Source organism: Candidatus Methylomirabilota bacterium, from assembly GCA_036005065.1.
In the GTDB taxonomy this organism is placed as follows: domain Bacteria; phylum Methylomirabilota; class Methylomirabilia; order Rokubacteriales; family DASRDR01; genus DASYQW01.
Genome location: DASYQW010000293.1, coordinates 1 through 5014, shown reverse-complemented (window position 1 = coordinate 5014; position 5014 = coordinate 1). Strand labels below are relative to the sequence as shown.

At 70.8% G+C, this 5014-nt stretch carries 9 protein-coding genes; 8 read left to right on the top strand and 1 reads right to left on the bottom strand.

Annotation, left to right across the window (positions count from 1 at the left end):
• Positions 1-146 precede the first annotated feature (146 nt).
• Positions 147-359, bottom strand: a complete 213-nt coding sequence (locus VGW35_20080) for a hypothetical protein (protein HEV8309969.1) — start codon at positions 357-359, stop codon at positions 147-149.
• Between the two features lie 596 nt (positions 360-955).
• Between VGW35_20080 and VGW35_20075 the strand changes: the two genes are divergently transcribed.
• From VGW35_20075 to VGW35_20040, 8 genes are all read left to right on the top strand, one after another.
• Entirely contained in the window at positions 956-1498 is a 543-nt protein-coding gene (locus VGW35_20075; protein HEV8309968.1) for a TlpA disulfide reductase family protein, read from the top strand.
• A gap of 83 nt (positions 1499-1581) precedes the next feature.
• On the top strand, positions 1582-2097 hold the full coding sequence (locus tag VGW35_20070) for a DUF2933 domain-containing protein (GenBank protein ID HEV8309967.1): 516 nt from the start codon (positions 1582-1584) through the stop codon (positions 2095-2097).
• 39 nt (positions 2098-2136) lie between these two features.
• Positions 2137-2739 carry a hypothetical protein gene (locus tag VGW35_20065; GenBank protein HEV8309966.1) on the top strand — a complete coding sequence of 201 codons (603 nt, stop codon included), beginning with the start codon at positions 2137-2139 and terminating at the stop codon, positions 2737-2739.
• Between the two features lie 12 nt (positions 2740-2751).
• Entirely contained in the window at positions 2752-3018 is a 267-nt protein-coding gene (locus VGW35_20060; protein ID HEV8309965.1) for a hypothetical protein, read from the top strand.
• A 24-nt stretch (positions 3019-3042) separates the two neighbouring features.
• Complete coding sequence (locus VGW35_20055; protein ID HEV8309964.1) at positions 3043-3771, top strand: SCO family protein; 729 nt, start codon at positions 3043-3045, stop codon at positions 3769-3771.
• Positions 3772-3783: 12 nt separating this feature from the next.
• Positions 3784-3909, top strand: a complete 126-nt coding sequence (locus tag VGW35_20050) for a hypothetical protein (GenBank protein HEV8309963.1) — start codon at positions 3784-3786, stop codon at positions 3907-3909.
• A gap of 18 nt (positions 3910-3927) precedes the next feature.
• Positions 3928-4113, top strand: a complete 186-nt coding sequence (locus VGW35_20045) for a hypothetical protein (GenBank protein ID HEV8309962.1) — start codon at positions 3928-3930, stop codon at positions 4111-4113.
• A gap of 22 nt (positions 4114-4135) precedes the next feature.
• A partial coding sequence (locus VGW35_20040) for a multicopper oxidase domain-containing protein (protein HEV8309961.1) occupies positions 4136-5014 on the top strand: 879 nt, incomplete at its 3' end.

The window sequence follows — 5014 nt, the reverse complement described above, 5'->3', positions numbered from 1 at the left end:
CCCAGGACAGGCTGCGCCGGCGAAGCCGGCGCTCGGAGCGGGACCACTAACCCGCGGCGGCTCGGCGAGCGCGCGGCGCGTGATGGGTCCGACAGCCCACTAGCCGGGTTCCGTCAGATCTTGGCCAATTCTCCGGGTCCGCCAGGCTACTGTTCCGGCGCCGACTGGCCCGGTGCCATCATCCCGCCCATGCGGCTCATCATCTCCATCATCCGGGTCATCCCGGCCATCACGTCTCCGTTGCCCATCCGCCGGGCCATCTGCATCATGCGGTCCATCAGCTCGGGCGCCTTTCCCGACCGCATCAGGTCCTGCATCGCCTTCCGGCCTTCCTCTCCCATGCCGTGGCCCTGGAGCATGTCGATACAGACCGCCTGAGGATCCGGTTGCGCTGCCTGGCTTGGCGCCAAATTGCGGCCGCGGCCGCTGCCAGACGCAGCGCAAAGCCAGTGCCGCCAGGCTCGGGGGGGGACCGGGAAGATGCTATGCGGTGCAGGCAGGATCGGAAGGTGATACTCTAGGCAAACGATGAGAGGGTGTGGGTCCCTCACGCTGGGCGCGGCGGCTGCCCTCCTGGCGGTTGTGCTCGCGGCGCTGTGTCTCGGCGCGCCGGGGATCGCGGTCGGCGCCGATTCCGCGTGCTTCCCCACGGCGGACGGCGCTCCCCGGTTCTGCGCCCAGCCGTGGGTCGGGGATTACGCGCTGGTGGCGGTTCCGCCGGCGGCGACCCCGACGGCGCCGCCCGAGCCTCTCGGGGCCAAGCTCGCGCTCTCCCGCCCGGCGCAGGCGGAACGTCAGCTCCACGCTACTGCTGCCGGTCCTCGCGCTCCCCCCTCTCCGCTCGCCTAGCTCGTCCGTCGTCGTCCGTCAGATCGGAATAAGCGGAATCTGACCCTTCGCCGCGGGCGTTTGTCGCGGTGCTGGGTCGCCATGCCAAAGGGGGAGGTCTGCCTGCGTGAAGCGCGTGAGAGGCGGAAGCGTGCCGCCGTGGCTCGTGGCGGTGCTCCTGGTCGCTGTCCTCGCCGCGACGTCGAGTGACGCCGCCGACGTCCGGCCGACGGTGGGGCATCGCGCACCCGACTTCACGCTGCGCGACCCAGACGGAAAGCCGGTGCAGCTCTCCCGAGTCCTCGGTGAGAGGGCGGTGCTCGTCAACTTCTGGGCGACGTGGTGTCCGCCGTGCCGCGAGGAGATGCCGACCATGGAGCGGGTGTACCGAGACTACAAAGCCCGGGGGCTCGAGATCCTCGCCGTCAACATCGACGCCGGGGACCCGAAGGCGGTTGCGGGGCGGGTGAAAGAGTTCATGGCCGAGCTCAAGCTGACCTTTCCGGCTCTCCTGGATTCCAACGGGGAAGTGGTGCGGGCGTACCGGCTGCGGGGCTTGCCGACGACGTTCCTGATCGACCGGCAGGGGATCGTCCGGGCGGTGGAGATCGGCTACCGGGACTGGGCCGACACCGGCTCCCGGAAGAAGCTCGAGGAGCTCTTGAAGTAGCGATGTGGTGCCATCTACTCCTCCTGACGACACGCTGACGTACTGGGCCCTCTAACCGATCGGACGCGAAGGGGGACGACGACATGGCGAAGCTCGAACCGAATCGGGTCTCGAAGGACAGCGCGCCGCCGCCCGGGCGTTACTGCACCCTGTGTGGACGGGAGACGACTCCGGAGGGCCCGGCGGTCGAGCGCTTCGGCGAGTCGTTCTGCTCCGAGGCGCATGCCGAGGCCTTTGCCCGCGAAGTGCGCGCGGCGCGCGTGCAGGCGGCAGCCGCCTCGAACGGGGGCGTGGAGGCCGCCAGCTGCGGGATAGGCCAGGGCGCGGTGCCGGGGAGCTGGAAGGCGTACCTCGGCAAAGCGCTCTGCTGGGGCGCGCCGATCCTGATCGTCGCGGTCCTGGTGCTTGGGGGAACCGGCGCGTTGACCGGCGCGGCTGGCGCCGCCTTGCCCTACCTCGCGGCACTGGCCTGCCCGCTCGGCATGTACCTCATGATGCGCTCGATGTCGAAGATGGGGCACCAGGACGACGGCGGCGACAAGGGCGGCCAGAAGGGAGATCGGGGTGGAGCTGGCGTGTCACCGCCGGGCCGGATCTAAAGGGGCACGCGCAACGACCCGACTGACACGGGAGGAGAGATGGCCAGGCGAACGAACGTCTGGGTGACGCTCGCCGCGGCGGCGCTGTCGCTGGCGGGGACGGCCGGGATCGCGCGGGCGGCGAGCGCGGGATTCGAGCACGTTCACGCGCTCACGATGGACGCCGACGGACGAGTGCTCTGGCTCGGGGCGCATACCGGAGTCTACCGCAGCGAGGATGGGGGACGCTCCTGGCAGCCGGTGGCGCTCCCCGTAAAGCCGGGCCACGCGGACATCATGAGCCTGGTGGCCGACCCCAAGGACGCGCGCACCCTCTATGCCGCCACGCACGACGCCGGCATCTTCAAGACGACCGACGGGGGCACGACCTGGACCGAGATCAACGCCGGGCTCGGAGGGCGGGATGTCCACGGGCTCGCCATCGACCCGAACACCCCGGCGAAGCTCCATGCCGCCGTGCGGGGCGAGGGCGAAGGCGTCTATCGCAGCACGGACGGGGGAGGCAAGTGGGTGCGCGTGGACGATGGGCCGGGCGGCGAGGTGAAGGTCCTCGCCTCGGTGAACGTCCCGACCGGGATGGGCGGGATCTGGCTCTACGCCGGGACCGCGGAAGGCCTCCAGCGCGACCCCGACTGCTTCTGAGGCTGGACGCCTGTGGCGGGCGGTCTGCCCGCCGCGCGGACGGTGAACGGATTCGCGGTCAGTCCCGCCGATCCCAAGGCTATGTACGTCGCCATGCGGGCCGGTCTTTTCAAGAGTGTCGATGGCGGGGCGAGCTGGAAAGCCGTCGGCAAGGGGCTCAAGAACATGGCGGCGGTCGCGCTGAACCCGCGGCGTCCGGACGAGGTCTATGCCGCGACGGCCGACGGTGTCATCTTCCGCAGTGCCGACCGGGGGACGACATGGAATCGCCAGAAGTGAGGCCGCCGGCCGGGGCCTGACGGGATGAACACGCGGCAGCGAGGACTCTGGGGCGTGGGGCTCGCCCTCGTCGCCACCGCGGGCGGCATAGCGGCCTGGGCCCTCGTCAATGGCCAGCCTGCCCTGAGGGCGCGGGGGGAGCGCGCCGTCGGCTCGAGCGAGGGCGTGCTCGAAACCCTCAGCGTCTACGGCGAGGTGCCGGAGTTTCGGCTAACCGAGCGGAGCGGCCGGCCAGTCGGCCGGGCGGACCTCCTGGGGAAGGTCTGGATCGCGAACTTCATCTACACACAATGCAAGGAGACGTGTCCGGTCCAGACGGCGCTGCTCGCACGCCTCCAACCCGAGTTCGCGGGCGAGGCCGCCCTCCGGCTCGTCTCCATCACCGTCGATCCTCAGCACGACACCGTGGCGGCCCTCCGGAGCTATGCCGAGCGGTACGGCGCCGATCCCGAGCGGTGGCTGTTCCTCACCGGAGAGAAGCGGGCGATCTATCAGCTCGCCAAGGAGGGGTTCCACCTCGGCGTCGTCGATCCGGACGATCCAGGACAGGCGGCCGGCCCCCTTCGCTGGTTGGAACCGGCGCCGGCGTTCGCCACGCATGGGTCCAGGGGGCTCATCATGCACAGCTCGCGATTCGTGCTCGTCGACCGACAGGCGCGCGTGCGCGCGTATCACCTCCCCGACGAGGAGTCGCTTGGGCGCCTGCGCCGCAATGTGACGGTGCTGCTGCGGGAGCGGGCGAAGGGGTCCTGAACCGGAGACGCCATGGTACGACCCGTGAGATTGAGGCAGGAACGGCTCGGGCTCCGGGAGAAGGCGCTGGGGCCGGAGCACCCCGAGGTCAGCGCCAGCCTGAACAATCTGGCGCTGCTCTACCACGACCAGCGGTAGTACGCGCGGGCGGAGGACTTGTACTGGCGCGCGGTGGCCCCGACGGAGAAGACGCTGGGCCGCGAGCACCCCGAGCTGGCGACCACGCTGGAGAACTACGCGGATCTCCTGCACGAGCTGAAGCGGGTGGACGAGGCCGACGTGCTTCGGGCCCGGGCCCAGGCCATCCGCGCCAAGCATGCCCGGGATGAGGCCATCCCGTGACGGAGTTCCGACGGAGGACGACATGAGCGCGATCGGAGCACCGAGGCTGTCGCGTCGCGAATTCCTCGGGGCCGCGGCCCGCGCCGGCCTCGGGGCCGCCGCCGTCTCACTCGGCGGCTCGCTCCCGGGGCGGCCGGCCGCGGCGCAGCCCGGCGGGATCCGGGAGATCCGTCTGGAAGCCCGGGAACTGACGTGGGAGCTGGCACCGGGGAAGAGGATCGGCGGGATGGCCTATAACGGCCGCATCCCGGGGCCCGAGATCCGGGTCCGCGAGGGCGAGCGAGTCCGCGTGCTGCTGACCAACGCCCTCGCCGAGCCGACCACGATCCACTGGCACGGCGTGAACGTGCCAAACGCCATGGATGGCGTCCCCGGCGTCACCCAGAAGCCCGTCCCGCCTGGCAGCACGTTCGTCTACGAGTTCGACGCGCGGCCGGCCGGGACTCGCTGGTACCACACCCACGCCCAGGAGCACCGCCAACTCGACCTCGGGCTCGCCGCGCCGCTGATCATCGAGCCCACCGGCCCCGAGCCGTTCCCGTTCGACCGCGAATACACGCTCGTCCTCGACGACTGGGCCACGGGGACGGGGCGGCCGCTGCCGAGCACGGCGGCCGGCACGGCCGGCGGCCGCGGCAGCATGGGTGGGATGATGGGGCGCATGATGGGCGGCGGCATGATGGGCGGAATGGGGAGCATGGGCGGCATGATGGGTGGCGGTGGCGGCATGGGTAGGATGATGGGCGGCAGTCGGACGCCCGCCTACGACACCATGACGATCAACGGGAAGGCCTATCCCGCCACGGCGCCGCTCACGGTGCGCAAAGGCGAGCGGGTGCGGCTCCGCCTGATCAACGCGAGCTCCGAGCACACGCACGTCGTCCGCCTCGCCGGTCATCGC